This is a genomic window from Nesterenkonia pannonica (assembly GCF_019575955.1).
In the GTDB taxonomy this organism is placed as follows: domain Bacteria; phylum Actinomycetota; class Actinomycetes; order Actinomycetales; family Micrococcaceae; genus Nesterenkonia; species Nesterenkonia pannonica.
Window position 1 is genome coordinate 1,074,386 of the sequence record NZ_CP080575.1, and the last position, 13,480, is coordinate 1,087,865.

At 64.9% G+C, this 13,480-nt stretch carries 19 protein-coding genes, 1 tRNA gene and 3 pseudogenes; 10 read left to right on the forward strand and 13 right to left on the reverse strand.

Annotated elements, in window-relative coordinates; all coding sequences use genetic code 11:
- Positions 1 to 168 precede the first annotated feature (168 nt).
- The 8 genes and pseudogenes from K0H76_RS07885 to K0H76_RS07920 all read right to left on the reverse strand — a co-directional run.
- A pseudogene (locus tag K0H76_RS07885) lies at positions 169 to 1,164 on the reverse strand (DUF3418 domain-containing protein); the annotation flags it as partial.
- Complete coding sequence (locus K0H76_RS07890) at positions 1,119 to 1,355, reverse strand: hypothetical protein (RefSeq protein ID WP_258935044.1); 237 nt, start codon at positions 1,353 to 1,355, stop codon at positions 1,119 to 1,121. The pseudogene K0H76_RS07885 and the gene K0H76_RS07890, both read right to left, overlap by 46 nt.
- Before the next feature lie 46 nt (positions 1,356 to 1,401).
- Complete coding sequence (locus K0H76_RS07895) at positions 1,402 to 1,737, reverse strand: hypothetical protein (protein WP_258935045.1); 336 nt, start codon at positions 1,735 to 1,737, stop codon at positions 1,402 to 1,404.
- On the reverse strand, positions 1,632 to 2,075 hold the full coding sequence (locus tag K0H76_RS07900) for a hypothetical protein (protein ID WP_258935046.1): 444 nt from the start codon (positions 2,073 to 2,075) through the stop codon (positions 1,632 to 1,634). The genes K0H76_RS07895 and K0H76_RS07900 overlap by 106 nt, the downstream gene beginning before the upstream one ends.
- Positions 2,076 to 2,077: 2 nt before the next feature.
- Positions 2,078 to 2,416 carry a hypothetical protein gene (locus K0H76_RS07905; protein ID WP_258935047.1) on the reverse strand — a complete coding sequence of 113 codons (339 nt, stop codon included), beginning with the start codon at positions 2,414 to 2,416 and terminating at the stop codon, positions 2,078 to 2,080.
- Positions 2,367 to 2,537, reverse strand: a complete 171-nt coding sequence (locus K0H76_RS07910) for a hypothetical protein (RefSeq protein ID WP_258935048.1) — start codon at positions 2,535 to 2,537, stop codon at positions 2,367 to 2,369. Before K0H76_RS07910 ends, K0H76_RS07905 begins: the two co-directional genes overlap by 50 nt.
- 2 nt (positions 2,538 to 2,539) lie before the next feature.
- Positions 2,540 to 2,797, reverse strand: a complete 258-nt coding sequence (locus K0H76_RS07915) for a hypothetical protein (RefSeq protein WP_258935049.1) — start codon at positions 2,795 to 2,797, stop codon at positions 2,540 to 2,542.
- 75 nt (positions 2,798 to 2,872) lie between these two features.
- Positions 2,873 to 3,040 (reverse strand): hypothetical protein, encoded by a 168-nt coding sequence (locus K0H76_RS07920; RefSeq protein WP_258935050.1) that lies wholly within the window; start codon positions 3,038 to 3,040, stop codon positions 2,873 to 2,875.
- Positions 3,041 to 3,154: 114 nt separating this feature from the next.
- Here K0H76_RS07920 and K0H76_RS07925 point away from each other — a divergent pair.
- The 4 genes and pseudogenes from K0H76_RS07925 (at position 3,155) to K0H76_RS07940 (ending at position 4,892) form a co-directional block, all read left to right on the forward strand.
- Positions 3,155 to 3,235: transfer RNA gene (locus K0H76_RS07925), tRNA-Leu, on the forward strand.
- Positions 3,236 to 3,445: 210 nt separating this feature from the next.
- A complete protein-coding gene (locus K0H76_RS07930) occupies positions 3,446 to 3,919 on the forward strand; it encodes a hypothetical protein (RefSeq protein WP_258935051.1) in 474 nt (157 codons plus the stop codon).
- A 14-nt stretch (positions 3,920 to 3,933) separates the two neighbouring features.
- Positions 3,934 to 4,518, forward strand: a pseudogene (locus K0H76_RS07935) (endo-1,4-beta-xylanase); the annotation flags it as partial.
- A gap of 122 nt (positions 4,519 to 4,640) precedes the next feature.
- Positions 4,641 to 4,892: an endo-1,4-beta-xylanase gene (locus K0H76_RS07940; protein WP_258935052.1), complete on the forward strand. Its 252-nt coding sequence runs from the start codon at positions 4,641 to 4,643 to the stop codon at positions 4,890 to 4,892.
- Between the two features lie 17 nt (positions 4,893 to 4,909).
- On the opposite strand, the gene K0H76_RS07945 is transcribed toward K0H76_RS07940, so the two are convergent.
- From K0H76_RS07945 to K0H76_RS07965, 5 genes are all read right to left on the reverse strand, one after another.
- The gene (locus K0H76_RS07945) at positions 4,910 to 5,341 is read right to left on the reverse strand and encodes a hypothetical protein (protein WP_258935053.1); all 432 of its coding nucleotides are present in this window, start codon (positions 5,339 to 5,341) and stop codon (positions 4,910 to 4,912) included.
- Between the two features lie 305 nt (positions 5,342 to 5,646).
- Entirely contained in the window at positions 5,647 to 5,850 is a 204-nt protein-coding gene (locus tag K0H76_RS07950) for a hypothetical protein (protein WP_258935054.1), read from the reverse strand.
- Complete coding sequence (locus tag K0H76_RS07955) at positions 5,823 to 6,347, reverse strand: 1-acyl-sn-glycerol-3-phosphate acyltransferase (protein ID WP_258935055.1); 525 nt, start codon at positions 6,345 to 6,347, stop codon at positions 5,823 to 5,825. The genes K0H76_RS07950 and K0H76_RS07955 overlap by 28 nt, the downstream gene beginning before the upstream one ends.
- A 35-nt stretch (positions 6,348 to 6,382) precedes the next feature.
- Positions 6,383 to 6,985 carry a transporter substrate-binding domain-containing protein gene (locus K0H76_RS07960; protein WP_258935365.1) on the reverse strand — a complete coding sequence of 201 codons (603 nt, stop codon included), beginning with the start codon at positions 6,983 to 6,985 and terminating at the stop codon, positions 6,383 to 6,385.
- Positions 6,901 to 8,511, reverse strand: coding sequence for a DUF1684 domain-containing protein (locus K0H76_RS07965; protein ID WP_258935056.1), 1,611 nt, complete (start codon positions 8,509 to 8,511; stop codon positions 6,901 to 6,903). The genes K0H76_RS07960 and K0H76_RS07965 overlap by 85 nt, the downstream gene beginning before the upstream one ends.
- Positions 8,512 to 8,782: 271 nt before the next feature.
- Here K0H76_RS07965 and K0H76_RS07970 point away from each other — a divergent pair.
- From K0H76_RS07970 to K0H76_RS07995, 6 genes and pseudogenes are all read left to right on the forward strand, one after another.
- Positions 8,783 to 10,335: pseudogene (locus tag K0H76_RS07970) on the forward strand (type II/IV secretion system protein).
- Positions 10,325 to 10,735, forward strand: coding sequence for a hypothetical protein (locus K0H76_RS07975; RefSeq protein WP_258935057.1), 411 nt, complete (start codon positions 10,325 to 10,327; stop codon positions 10,733 to 10,735). The pseudogene K0H76_RS07970 and the gene K0H76_RS07975 overlap by 11 nt, the downstream one beginning before the upstream one ends.
- On the forward strand, positions 10,732 to 11,184 hold the full coding sequence (locus K0H76_RS07980) for a hypothetical protein (RefSeq protein ID WP_258935058.1): 453 nt from the start codon (positions 10,732 to 10,734) through the stop codon (positions 11,182 to 11,184). The genes K0H76_RS07975 and K0H76_RS07980 overlap by 4 nt, the downstream gene beginning before the upstream one ends.
- Positions 11,142 to 11,942 carry a type IV pilus twitching motility protein PilT gene (locus K0H76_RS07985; protein WP_258935059.1) on the forward strand — a complete coding sequence of 267 codons (801 nt, stop codon included), beginning with the start codon at positions 11,142 to 11,144 and terminating at the stop codon, positions 11,940 to 11,942. The genes K0H76_RS07980 and K0H76_RS07985 overlap by 43 nt, the downstream gene beginning before the upstream one ends.
- 3 nt (positions 11,943 to 11,945) lie before the next feature.
- Positions 11,946 to 12,218: a hypothetical protein gene (locus K0H76_RS07990; RefSeq protein WP_258935060.1), complete on the forward strand. Its 273-nt coding sequence runs from the start codon at positions 11,946 to 11,948 to the stop codon at positions 12,216 to 12,218.
- Positions 12,219 to 12,311: 93 nt separating this feature from the next.
- Positions 12,312 to 13,160, forward strand: a complete 849-nt coding sequence (locus K0H76_RS07995; protein ID WP_258935061.1) for a type II secretion system F family protein — start codon at positions 12,312 to 12,314, stop codon at positions 13,158 to 13,160.
- The last annotated feature ends 320 nt before the right edge of the window (positions 13,161 to 13,480 follow it).

A 13,480-nucleotide genomic window follows, 5' to 3' on the forward strand; every position in this document is an offset into this window, starting at 1 on the left:
TCGTGTCCGCCCCGGGGACAGATGGCCCGCCCCGGCTGGAGCGCTCCCTGCCCGATGCCTGCGGGCTCGGAGAGGGCGAGGGGCTGCCCCGGCGCCCCCGCCGGTCACGGACCGACCGATGGCCTCACGGTTCTCCCCGCTGAAGCGCACCTGGAGCTCCTCCAGATCCGCCGAGCTGTCCAGCGTTCTGCCCTTCTCGGACGTCACCGCGAACGTGAAGCGCAGGGACTCGGGAGCGCGTGCAGATCGATGTCCTCGGCATCCACCACGACGCCCTTGAGGCGCCGAAGAGCTGAGGTCAGCGCGGGCACGAAGGGATCTCGGGAATGTCGTGCTCGGCCTCCAGGAGCTCCCTGGCCTGACGGGCGACGTCGGGGCCGGCACGAAGTTCTTCCGAAGCTGCTTCGGCATCGAACGGATCAGCGCAGTGATCATCTCGGTGCGCCGTCCCGGGATGAACCATTGGAAGCGGTTGGGCTGGAGCTGGTTGAGGAAGAGGACAGGGACCTTAACGGTCACTCCCGCCTCGTACGCGTATATGAGCTCCAGGTCCAGACCGTCGTGGTCGAAGCTGCTGGGGAAGGCGTCCAGGTCCACCTGGTCGGCCTCGGGCCGGTACACCGCCTCCTCAGGAAGGTCCAGCAGCTCAGGAGTCTCGTGGCGGACCTTCTTCCACCAGGCGTCGAACGCTCGCTGGCCTGTGACGCTGCGCGGAAGGCGAGCGTCGAAGAACGTGATCAGCTCGTGATCGGCGGCGCGAAGGTCGCGACGACCCGTGCGGTCCTCGAGGTCCGCGACCTCCTGCAGGCGAGCTCTGTTGCGCTTGTCGAAGTGATGGCGGGTACTCCAGTCGCCCTCCACCAGCGCTCTGCGGATGAACTCCTCACGGGCGTGGGCGGGATCGATCTTCGCGTACAGGACTCTGCGGTCTGCGATCAGAGGCACCCCGAGCAGCGTTACCCGCTCTGTGGCCACCGCGGCGCCCTGTTTCGAGGACCACACCGGCTCCGAGTAGGAGCGCTTGACCAGATGGGAGCCCAGATCCTCGGCCCACGCCGGGTCGATCCTCGCCGCGGTCCGGGCCCAGAGCCGGGACGTGTCGACCAGTTCGGCGGCCATCACCAGGGTGTGGTTCTTCTTGAAGAGTCCAGAGCCGGGAAACACCGCGAATCGGGTGCCGCGCGCGCCCTGATAGTCGCGGGTGCGGGGCTGTACAGGCCGATGTGGGAGAGCAGGTAGGCCAGCAGCGACTGGTGGACGCTGTCATGCGCAGCCACGTGGTCGATCTCGTCGCGAATGCGGATCCGGCGCTCGGAGAGGCCGGACTGCTGAGCGACCTCACCCAGCTGCGTCACGAGGTCCTGCCATTCGCGGATGCGCAGCCAGTTCAGGTGTTCGCGCTTAGCAGAGCCGACGGAACGCCGACGATGAGAGCTCCGACTGCTGCTCCCTGATGTACCTCCACAGGTTCAGCAGCGCCGAGAAGTCTGAGGCATCGTCCTGGAAGCGCCGATGGAGCTCATCAGCCCGGCCCCGCTCAGCCTCGGGCCGCTCCCGCACGTCCTGGATCGACAGGCTTACCACCAGAATGGTCACCTCGGTGAGGCAGCCCCTGCGGTAAGCCTCGACCATCATGCGGCCCATCCGCGGGTCCACCGGCAGGTTCGAGAGCTGCCGCCCGACGGTGGTGATGCGGCCTCGGCCGTCCAGTGCGCCCAGCTCCTCGAGCAGGCGCACCGCATCGGTGACCGCTTTGGAGTCGGGCTTCTCGACGAAGGGGAAGTCCAGGAGCTCGGAGGGGTGCGGACGACTCCCATCGAGGACATCTGCAGCAGCACCGATGCCAACGAGGTCCGGAGAATCTCAGGGTCGGTGAACTCCGGCCGGGATTCGAAGTCCTCCTGCGAGTACAGGCGGATGCATATGCCGGGGCTGGTCCGCCCCGCGCGTCCCGCTCGCTGATCGGCGCTCGCCTGGCTCACGCGTTCGATCGGCAGCCTCTGAACCTTCGAGCGGGTCGAGTAGCGGGATATGCGCGCCGTGCCGGTGTCCACCACATACTTGATGCCCGGCACCGTCAGCGACGTCTCCGCGACGTTGGTGGCCAGGACGATGCGGCGACGGCCCCGGGGCTGAACACCCGTCGCTGCTCCGCCAAGGAGAGCCTGCCGAACAGCGGCAGCACCTCTGTGCCGCTCAGCCGTCTGTGCACGCTGACCGTCTGCTGGAGAGACTCTGCCGCTTCACGGATCTCTCGCTCACCGGGCAGGAAGACCAGGATGTCTCCTGAGTCCTCCTCGGAGAGCTCGACGACGGCGGCGCTGAGCGCCTCGAGCGGATCCGTCTCCTCATCGGCCGCTTCATGCTCACCGTCGATCTCGGACTCGGGCCACCATCGGGCGGTATCGAATCTCAACAGGGTAGGTGCGGCCCGAAACCTCCACGATGGGCGCCGGTGCGTTGCCGCCGGACGCGTCGGCCTGCCCGAAGTGCTCAGCGAAGCGTTCGGGGTCGATGGTCGCTGAGGTGACGATCACCTTCAGGTCTGGACGCTGGGGAGCAGTCGCCGCAGGTAGCCGAGAATGACGTCGATGTTCAGCGACCGCTCGTGGGCCTCATCAATGATGATGGCGGAGTACTTCTTCAGCTGAGGGTCACGCTGAATCTCGGCGAGAAGAATGCCGTCAGTCATCAGCTTGATGTCGGTGTCGGCCGACACTTCGGAGGTGAATCTGACCTGATAGCCCACCGCGTCGCCCACGCTGGTCTCCAGCTCTTCGGCGAGCCGCTCAGCCACTGATCGGGCGGCGAGGCGCCGGGTTGGGTGTGACCCACCAGCCCATGGTGGTGGGTGCCCAGCTCAAGCAGCATCTTAGGCAGCTGTGTCGTCTTTCCCGAGCCGGTCTCGCTTAGCGACGATGATGACCTGGTTCTCCTCCAGGGCTGCGAGGATCTGGTCGCGCTCGCCTGTGACCGGGAGATGCTCGGGGTAGTTGAGGTCCTGGCGGGTGTAGCTGCGCGTGCGTCTGTCCCTAGCCATGGCCTCCACAGAGTATCGGAATGACGGCGCCTGCCACGATTAGACAGCCGAGGCACGCGTAGGTTAACTTTGTTTTCGCTGTTTCGGCGGTTCGCAGCTCTCCAGGGAGCGACGGCGCGAGTGGCGGAATAGGTAGACGCGCTGGCTTCAGGTGCCAGTGCCTTCACGGGCGTGGGGTTCAAGTCCCCTCGCGCACAGTGCTGAAGCAGCAAAGAATCCCAGGTCGGCGTCTGCTGACCTGGGTTTTTGTGCCGCGATGCAAATGTGATCCTTGACACACTTTTGCACCCCAAATAGTCTTTCGGCAGGACAAAGTGGTACTTCTCGCGATTCTGCAGACGCGGCACGCTGGGGAGTCGCCGTCTGCGTCCGGTTCAGACGACCCATCGAACGAGGAGGTTCCCTATGTCATCTCTGAGTGCTCGAATAGCGGCAGGGCTCGGTGTCACAGCACTTCTGCTGACCGGCTGCGCTGATGCGGAGAACGGCGAGAACGGCGAGAACGAAGAGGCTGACACCGCCGCCGAGACGGAGGAGGACGCAGCTGCCGAAGGCGAGGAGGCAGGTGACGCCGAGGATGAGGCTGCCGACAGCCCCGAAGACGACGAGGCCGCACAGGATGAGGCGGAGAACGGCGACGAGAATGGGGCCGAGGCCGAGAACGGCGATGCCCAGGCCTCAGAGTGCCGGTTCGCGCCCGACGAAGAGGCTGACCACAGCTACGACGAGGACTCGCTCGGACACTGGGCGCAGGAGGCTGACCTGAGGATCGGCAACGTCGCGGCCGGGGAGGCCACCACGAGGAGGAGGACTACCCGGACCCGTTCCCTGAGGACGCTGAGTACAGGGATCAGCTCGCTGCCGAGTTCACCTCGCTGACTCACGAGAACTATCTGAAGTGGGAGTTCATCCACCCTGAGGAATGGGGAGACTTTGACTTCGAGGCGGCCGACGAGGTCGTGGAGTTCGCTCAGGAGCATGACATGGATATGCGCGGGCACGCGCTGTTCTGGCACTCCCAGAACCCCGAATGGCTCGAAGAGGCCGTCGAGGACGGCGAGTACACCGAGGATGAGCTGCGCGACATGCTCGAGGAGCACGTCCGCACCGTGGTCGACCGGTACGCAGGGTGCATCCAGCAGTGGGACGTCGCCAACGAGATCTTCGACGATGAGGAGGAGCCGCAGCTGCGGGACGGTCCCGCGGACGAGTCCGGAAACCTCTGGATCCGCGAACTGGGCCCAGAGATCCTCGACGATGTCTTCGAATGGGCCCACGAGGAGGACCCTGACGCACTGCTCTTCTACAACGACTACTCAGTGGACGGCGAGAACGCCAAGTCGGACGCCTACTACGAGCTGATCGAGGAGCAGCTGGACCGTGATGTTCCGGTGCACGGGTTCGGTGCGCAGACCCACCTGTCCATGGAGTACGGCTTCGACGACTCCTACCAGGACAACCTGCAGCGATTCGAGGATCTCGGCCTGGAGACCGCAGTGACGGAGATCGACGTCCGCGGCATGGTGGAGGACGACGGCTCAATGTCTCAGGAGGACACCGAGGGGCGCTGCAGCGGTACGAACACGTTCTGGAAGCCTGCTTGGAGCTTGAGTCCTGCAACTCGTACACCGTCTGGGGAACACTGGATGAGCACTCGTGGATCCCCGGCGTCTTCGAGGGTGAGGGCGACGCTGCTCTCTACCGCCTCGACGAGAACGAGGAATGGGAGCGCAAGCCCCAGTACTGCATCCTGCAGCGCACGCTGGTGACCGAGGTCGAAGACGAGGACTTCTGGGAGAACGAGGCCGCGTTCGAGGAGTGCCGCGGCATCCTGGAGGAGTACAGCGTGTGATCCTTCAGCCGCGCTGATCACGCCGAGGGGCCCCAGCTGATGAGTTCAGCTGGGGCCCTGCTCTGCATCCGGGTGCTGCCGCTGCTGTCGGGGAGGAGGATCGCCAAGGCACGGCGGATAGGACCAGGAGCACTCCGAGCCCCCGAGCAGGTAGGCCCCGGGCCCCGGCGAGGCGCTGATGCCCATGAAGCTTCCTGCGTGCAGCTCATGCCGGCGGTGCCGAGGCCGTTCACGCAGGCCCACAGCCCGACCATGGCACTGATCGCTCCGGAAAGGATGCGTAGCCAGCGTGCGGCCATGAGGAAGGCGGTGACAGCAGCGGCGCCTGCCACGATGAAGCCGATGAGCATGCCGATGCCCTCGCCTGTGGGGGCGTTGGGGTGGAAGTAGGTGACGCCGCGGGATTCGCCGAACCCGGAGAACGTGGCCAGCGGCAGGGAGAGGCTCATGGTCAGCAGGAGCGTCAGCGCGGCGGCAGCGAGGAGGGACCAGCCCGCTGCGCGGGGAGGCGGCGCGCGCTTACGGGCGCTCTGCCGGAAGATGGCGAGGCGGCACCCACAGTCATAGGGTCTCCGATTCTGTTGTTCGGCGCATGCGCCTGCAGGACGTGATGGGCGCGCAGTTCGGAGCCCTGCTGATGACCTTAGCGCTCCCGGCGGCGATGCGGGGCCTTCTCCGCTGCGACACGTGGGGCCGGGGTGCCGCGACGTGTCGCAGCGGTTCCTCCGGTGATTGAGTCGACCGTGTGCTGCGGCTACTTCTTCTTTTCGGACTCCATCTTCGCCTTCACCTCTGAGGCGTAGGTGTCGACGTACTCCTGACCCGAGAGGCGCATGATCTGGTACATGATCTTGTCGGTGACGGCGCGCTGGGCAAAGAGGTCCGGAGCCATGGCGTAGTAGGAGTCAAAGTGCAGGGGCTCGCCGATGATCATGCCGACGCGGCGGATCTTCGGCACCCGGTCCTCGATGGGCTGCACTTTGTCTGTTCCGATGAGCGCGATCGGTATGACCGGCACTTCGGCGCGCAGGGCGAGCTTGGCCACGCCGAGCTTGCCTCGGTAGAGCTTGCCGTCGGGGAGCGGGTTCCCTCGGGGTAGATGCCGAGGAGGTGTCCCTGTTTGAGCGCCTCTTCGCCATGCCGCAGAGAGTCCGCGCTCGCAGCGCCGCCCGAGCGGTCCATGGGTATCTGGCCGGTGGCGGTGAAGAACCATCGGTTGAAGGCCCCGAAGGCGCCCTTCATCTCCCAGTAGTCCTTCTTCGCGAGGTAGCTCACCGGTCGTGGAACAACGACCGGCACCAGCACGGAGTCGAAGAAGCTGAGGTGGTTCGCGGCCAATATTGCGCCGCCCTCCTCAGGGATGTTGTCCAAGCCCTTGACCCAGGGGCGCCATGCCGTCTTGACCAGGGGTTCGACGGCGAAGCGCTTGGCGTTGATGTAGAACGACGACGTCACAGCATCACCTTAGTCGACGGCCGGTCGGTCCGAGATCAGCGGACGTAGCGGTCAATCTCGAGTCCCTCCTCCGGGATCTCCAGGGTGTCCCCGATGGTGCTCGTCCAGGCCTGCTCGTAGCGCCCGTCGTCGTACGCCGTCTCGAGGAGGTCATTGAGCCACATGCGGAAGTTGTCGTCGTCCACATCGATGGCGATTCCGTAGGGCTCGTACGTGAATGGCTCACCGACCATGCGGTACTCACCCGGGTTCTCCTGCACGACGCCTACCAAGTAGGTGTTGTCCGCTGAGAAGGCAACGACGTCGCCGTCGTCGAGCATCTCAAGGCAGTCGTCGACGCTGCTGCGAGCCGTGACGTCAGCACCCATCCACTGAAGCTCCTCCTCGGCGACGGAGTCTTCGAGAGTGCATACGGGCTCGTCGATGAGGTCGTACTCGCTGCGCACCAGGCTTTCGTTGTACCACCCGGTCAGGATGGACTGGCCTGCAGTGAAGTACGGCCCTGCGAAGCCCAGCTCCTCACGGCGCTGGTGGGTGATCGTGTAGGTGGCGATCACGATGTCCACCTCGCCGTCGTTGAGCATCTCTTCGCGGCTGCCGTCGCCGACGTCGACCCATTCGATGTACTGCTCCTCGATAGCGAGCTCATCGGCGATGATTCGTGCCAGCTCGATCTCGAAGCCCTCGGGGCCTCTGTGCCGGACTCCTTGAATCCGAAGAGCGGCTGCTCGTAGTTCACCCCGACGCGCAGGCGGTTGGCGCGGCGGAGATCTCCCATAGTGGAGCTGGTTCCGTAGGAGAGCGAGGCCGACTGACCGCCGGATCGGATCGTTGCCAGCAGCTCATCGGCCGTGTCGGGACTGATGTAGTTCGCACCGGCTTCGCTGTCCGGCACAGCCGCCTCCTCAGTCGACGGGACTGCCTGGAGGGTGTCGCAGGCGCTCAGGGCCAATGCGGCGCCTGCAGCCGCAGCAGCCGTGATAGCTCGTCGAGACAGGCGGGCATAGGTGTTGAAAGTAATCACAGTGTCGCGTCCCCAATAGAAAAGTCTGAATGCGCTGAGCATCAGCAGGCAGCCGAAATTGTGCCCACCCTCATGCGCCAGGGATATCGTAGCTGGCCTTCGGGTTCCATGTGAGCCCATTTCGTCCCACCCGTGCCCGAACGCGCTGGGTCGGGGCGTCTCGCCCGCCACGATCGGCACGCTCAGGCGCCCTCCGTCGGGAGGAAGCGGGCAGTTGGCCAATTCTGTGTAGGTGCACGGGAGGTTGTGCGATTCGTTGAAGTCGAGCAGGGCCGGGTCCTCCGGGCCAGGCTCCGCCACATGGAGGGCCCGCACCGAGCGGCAGTCGTTGGGATCGTTCGACGTGTCGGTGAAGATGGCACGCATCATGCCGGGCGTGTCCGTGGGGAACACGAGCAGGCTCTGCGTGTGCTCGAAGACCTCGAAGCGCACCACTCCGACGGCACCGAACATGCGCGGGTCGGCGTCCTTGTGGGTGACGGGGCCGCTGCGATCCCCGGCGAGACGCTCAAAGTCGGCCCAGACGCGCCACCCGGGATGGTAGGGGTAGAGCTCGGTGCCGGCGTACTCGGTGAGGAAGGGATGATCGGCCATGAGCGGCCGAATGATGTGCTCATCATCGCGCCGCATGAGCTGCAGGGACGTGACCTGCTGGTGCTGGCCGGGGCCCCTCGGGATCTCCATGGTGATGCTCTCACCCTCCTCCAGGGCAGGAAAGAGGTGCTGGGTGGGGAGGTGCCGCCCGTCGATGGTGAGGTATTCGCTCGGGCTGAGGTGGACAAGAGCCGCGGTTCCGACGACGGACCAGGTTCCGGGGACCCCGCTGAAGCGCTCCGGCGTGCCGCTGAGCCAGTACAGACCCGTGGCCGCCAGCTGGCTGCGCGGGGACCGGCGTGCCTGCTCCCGGCGTGCATGCCGAGCGTCTCGGGCGGATTCGGCATCTGATTCGGCGTCGTCGTGCCGGGGAGAGGTCTGTCGAGTGCTCGACTGGGCTCTGCGGTAGTCATCATGTGGGTGGTGGGCCTTAGGGCGAGTAGAGGTGGGAGGCTTTGAGCTCACTGTAGGCCTGGGATCCGCCCCGTCGCCCCGGGGTTCTACGGGGATGTCCACGGGTATTTCCTGCGGTCGTGCACCCGGCATCGCATCCCTGCCGTTGTGGGCTAGACTGCTCAGCGCAGCGCCCTACCACCTTGCTGAGCCGTAGATACTTCTTCCGCCGGAGCTTCCCTCCTCGGCGGCCAGTACGGCATTGATGCTCTCAGCATCAGAGAGGCGCTATGGAAACGCTTTCCCAGATCCTGATCGACCGGGGAGCCTGGACCCAGCAGAACGCCGAGCACCTGCTCAACGGCACTGCTGACGAGTTTGGTCGACTCAAAGAACTGGCCAAACAGGGACTCTCCCCGAGGAATTGGTCTACGAGGCACGTGCCCAGCAGCTCGGCGTTCCCTTCGTCCGCCTGGACGAGGAGGAGCCCGACCCGCGGGTCGTCAACAAGCTCTCAGTGCGCATGTCGCACGAGCATGAGGTGGCTGCGCTGGAGCTGGTGGCCCACTACGGCACCACGCACGTCAAGGTGGCCATGGTCGACCCCGAGAACGTGGTGGCGCTGGACGACGTCGCCCTCGTGTTCTCCATGCCGGTCTACCCGGTCCTCACCTCGCCGAGCGATCTCCACAGCTTCATCGACCGGCATCATCGCGCCGACTCTGAGCTCTCATCGCTGTCCGACACCATGGCCCAAGAGGATTCGGGAGACGGCTCCGGTGCGCAGGAGGCCATCCAGATCTCTGACGACGCATCCGAGGACGCTCCCGTCATTCGGTTCGTCAACCTGGTGCTCGGGCAGGCCATACGCGACCGCGCCTCTGACATTCACATAGAGCCCGCCGAAGATCAGGTCAGAGTCCGATACCGGATCGACGGCGTGCTTCAGGAGATGCCCTCGGCTCCGAAGCAGATTCAGGCGGGCCTGATCAGCCGCCTGAAGATCATGGCCAGCATTGACATCGCTGAGCGCAGGATTCCCAGGACGGCCGCATGGCAGTCTCAGTCTCGGGGAGAAAGATCGACCTTCGTGTCGCGACGCTTCCCACAGTGTGGGGCGAGAAGATCGTGATGCGCATCCTCGACCAGTCCTCCACCGCACTGGACATCAAAGCACTGGGAATGTCCGAGCGGAACCTCGAGGTGTACCACTGTGCCTACACCCAGCCCTACGGTCTGGCCCTGATCACCGGTCCCACCGGGTCCGGCAAGTCGACGACCCTCTACTCCACGATCCAGGACGTCGCCAACCCCGGCGTCAACATCATCACGGTCGAGGACCCGGTGGAGTACAGGCTGCCGGGCATCAACCAGGTTCAGGTGAACAACCAGGCAGGACTGACCTTCGCCAAAGCGCTGCGCTCCATTCTGCGCTCCGACCCGGACATTGCTCTGATCGGTGAGATTCGAGATGCGGAGACGGCCACCATCGCCATCGAGGCGGCGCTCACCGGGCACATGGTGTTCTCCACGCTGCACACCAACGATGCCGCGTCGGCTGTCACCCGATTGGGCGAAATGGGCGTCGAGCCCTTCCTGGTCGGCACGGCGCTTGACGTGGTCGTCGCCCAGCGTCTGGTGCGGCGCCTCTGCAGCCAGTGCAAGGAGCCCCACCAGCTGACCCCGGAGGAGGCGGAGTCCTCCGCGCTCTCGTGGGAGCAGCTGGAGCAGGGCGACGCATATCGGCCGGTGGGATGCTCCGCCTGTGCGGGCACAGGCTACCGCGGACGCGCCGCCGTCCACGAGGTTCTCGATGTGACCCCGGAAATCTCGCGGATGGCCGTGCAGCAGGCGTCGAGCATGGAGATCCAGGATGTCGCCACCAGGAACGGCATGCGCTCGCTGCGCCAGGACGGCATGGACAAAGTCCTCCAGGGGCTGACCACGGTGGAGGAGGTGCTTCGCGTTGTCGTCTGAGCGCCGTCCCGCATATGGCCGTCCGGGCCAGCAGCTGAGCCGCCGTGAAGTGCGTGAGCTCGAAGAGGCAGCGCGGATCACCAACACCCGTCCCGTGGGCCGATCCCACCCGGTCCCGGCCCAGACGCAGAGCAGTTCGCGCCTGTCCCACTTGGAGGACACGCAGCGCGACCTTCCTGCGCAGCAGGAGCGTCCTTCCCACATGGAGTCGACCCAGCAGATACCTGCCCAGGCGCCTGCGCAGACGCAGTCGGCGATTCCTGCGGCCGCGCCGCGGCAGCGACGCCCCGGAGCTCCCTCATCGCGTGCGTCTCGGCAGAGCAAGAGTGCGGAGCCCCGCGCCAGCTGCCCGCCGGGACCGGGCAGCCCGCGCATGGGGCTCAGCCATCACGCCCCATGACTGCAGCCGACCAGTTTGCCGCCCAGAAGGCCGCTCAGGCGCCTTCGACGCGACGCGGTCCCACGACGCTCCGCGACGCGCTCGCGATGGTGGTCGCCGCTGAAGGCTCGGACCTGCACGTCACCGCTTACCTCCCTCCGATGATGCGGCAGCACGGCAGCCTGCAGCCCATTCCCGGATTCCCGGTGTGGGATCAGGAGACCGTGGAGCAGGAGGTGCTGGGGCTTCTGCGCGACGATCAGCTGGAGAAGTTCAAGCACGACGGTGAGCTCGACATCGCCTACGAGCTGTCGCCGCAGGCCAGGTTCCGCATGAACGTCTACCGGCAGCGCGGTGCGGTCGGGACGGTGATGCGCTACGTGACCACGAAGATCCGAAATCTCGACGACCTGAACATGCCCCTGCTGTGGCGGAGTTCTCCAAGCTCTCCAAGGGACTGGTCCTGGTGACCGGTCCCACGGGGTCGGGCAAGTCCACCACTCTGGCCGCGCTCATCGACCGGATCAACCGAACCCGATCCGAGCACATCATGACGGTCGAGGATCCGATCGAGTATCTCCACCCCCACAAGAAGTCGATTGTGAACCAGCGGCAGGTGGGGGACGACACCGAGTCCTTCCAGCGGGCGCTGCGACAGGTGCTGCGTCAGGACCCTGACGTGATCCTGATCGGTGAGATGCGTGACCTGGAGACCATCCAAGTGGCGCTGACCGCTGCTGAGACGGGTCACCTGGTGTTCGGCACGCTGCATACTCAGTCGGCTCCTCAGACCATCGACCGCATTATTGACGTGTTTCCTCCGCATCAGCAGAACCAAATCCGGGCTCAGCTGGCTTCGACTCTCAAGGGAGTCGTCTGTCAGACCTTGGTGCCCAAGATCGGCGGCGGGCGAGTGGCTGCGACGGAGATCCTTGTGATGACGAACGCAGTGGCGAACCTCGTCCGTGAGGGTCAGATGCACCAGCTGCCGGGTGTCCTGCAGTCCGGCGCCGCCCACGGGATGCACACCTACGATCAGCACTTCATCAAACTGGTGGAGGCAGGCGCCATCACCGTTCGTGATGCAGAGGAGAAGGTGGCGGACAAGGAATCGTTCCGTCAGCGGGTGCAGTCGGTCTTCCGCGGCCGCAGGGACGAGCAGCCGCCTGCGGCCATGCCCGGGTCGCCGTCCTACAGCGGCTACCAGGGCTGGAACGGGCAGGGCTGAGTCATGGCGGATATCAAGACGTTCTCCTACACCGCACGGGACGTGCAGGGAAAGAAGCGCCGCGGCACGATGGACGCCGGTTCGCGGGGCAACGCGATCAGCCGGCTTCAGGATCAGGGCCTCGTCGTGGTCGAGGTCAAGGAATCGTCCGGAACGCTCCTGACCCGGGACATCGAGTTCTCCTTCTTCCAGGCCCCGAGTCTGCGTGATATCTCCATGGCAGTCCGGCAGCTGGCCACCATGCTTGATGCAGGCCTGACCTCGTTCGCTCGCTGAGCATCCTGGAGCAGCAGACGGAGAACCCCAAGCTCTCCGAGGTGTTCACCGCCGTGCGGCGAGATCTCGAGCGGGAAGCTCCTGAGTGTCGCGATGAACAAGCAGACGGGCATGTTTCCTCCGCTGCTGGTGCACCTTGTGGAGTCCGGGGAGACAGGAGGCTTTCTCTCGGAGGCGCTGGTCTCTGCGGCCGATGCCTTCGACGCGGAGCTGAAGATCAAGGACACGGTGAAATCGGCGATGGCCTACCCACTCATCGTCATGTCCATCGCGGTGCTCGCGGTGATCGGCATGCTGATCTTCATCGTTCCGGTCTTTGAGGAGATGTTCGAAGGGCTGGGCGGGGAGCTGCCCGCCTTCACCCAGCTGCTGGTGAGCATCTCCAACAACATGCTCTGGATCATGCCCATCCTGCTCGCCCTCGGGGGTGCCGGGTGGTTCCTCTGGCGCAAATATGGACAGGATCCCCGAGTGGCAGTGCGTGTTGACGAGTTCAAGCACAAGCTGCCGATATTCGGAAAGTTCTTCCGACAGGTGGCGATCGCACGGTTCACCAAGACGCTCGCCACCACCTTGAAGGCCGGTGTGCCGATCATGCAGTCGCTGATGATCGTCAAGCAGACAGCAGGTTCGCCGCTGGTGCAAGCAGCGGTCGACCGGGTCGCAGTGGGAGTCGGCAACGGTCGCTCGATGGCGACCATGCTCGAGAAGGAAGAGGTCTTCCTGCCTCTTGTGTCGCAGCTGGCTGCGGTCGGTGAGGACACCGGTGCCCTGGACACCATGCTGATGCAGGTGGCGCAGTTCATGGAGCGGGAGGTTCAGCTCACCGCGGAGCGGCTCACCGCTCTGGTCGAGCCGCTGATGATCGTGGTGGTGGGGGCAGTCATCGGGGCATGGTCGTCGCCCTCTACCTCCCTATGTTCTCCGTCTTCGAGGAGATGATGTGAGTCCAAGCAGGCAGCGAGGAATAGCTCGCTGCAGCTCGGGCGAACTCTGCACCTCCGTCAAGTGCGCGCGAAAGGGGCCTCGATTCATCGGGACTCACTTTTTCGTATCCGTAAGATCAATTTAGTTTCCTGATTTAAGTGTCACATCAAAAACGAAGGAAATATCATGAACTGGTTCCCTGGGCGACTCTCCGTCGTTGGTCTCACCGGCTCAGCGCTGGTTCTCACGTCATGCGGAGCCATGGCGGATGCGGATGAGGGGCAGAGGCGCAGTCTGCTCAGGCGTCCGAGACGCCTACCACGAAGGGTGGAACT